1 pseudogene is annotated in these 529 nt (G+C 56.7%); it reads left to right on the top strand.

Features of this window, described 5'->3' with window-relative positions:
• Positions 1–281, top strand: a pseudogene (locus NW858_RS13065) (DNA repair protein RecO); the annotation flags it as partial.
• Between the last annotated feature and the right edge of the window lie 248 nt (positions 282–529).

Here is a 529-nt window from a genome sequence, read left to right as displayed (position 1 = left end):
CTCATTCCGTCCTGCAGGCCTTAGGATCCCTGCCCAACCCGACCTTGTCCCGGCTGGCCGAGCGTGCGCTGCCTCTGGCAACTTGGCTGGCGGCAGAACGTCTGTTGCGGCGGGTTTTGGAGCTGCATGCCGACCGCGAAATCCGTTCCGCCGGTCTGCTCGTCAGTTGCTACCCTGTCCCTGTTGCCGAAACCCTCCTCCCTGCTTCAAATGGCCAGGGATCCCCAGTTGCGGCAGCAGCTTTTTCTGAGGAGGATTCCGAAAGCTTGGCAGCAACCTGAAGAAGTTGTGAAGGTATGTATCAAGTCGGGCAAAATGGCCGCACAATAGAGGGTTAAGGCGGGTTAGCAGCCGCTTCTGGATGATAGATTAGGTGGTAGAAAGTAACTTCTTACGAAGGCTTCTCAGATTCGGTTTGGCGCCAGTCAACCGCGGTAGCGTTTGGGGAGGAGTGCCACACCTGTGCTACCGAGCAGGAGCAAGTGAAGTTGAAGTTGGCGCTTTTAACAAGATTGAATCGAGTGCCGGG

The organism is Synechococcus sp. H55.10, assembly GCF_047502715.1.
GTDB lineage: Bacteria > Cyanobacteriota > Cyanobacteriia > Thermostichales > Thermostichaceae > Thermostichus.
Note: the sequence above shows the minus strand (reverse complement) of the source record. Positions and strands in the feature narration are given on the sequence as shown.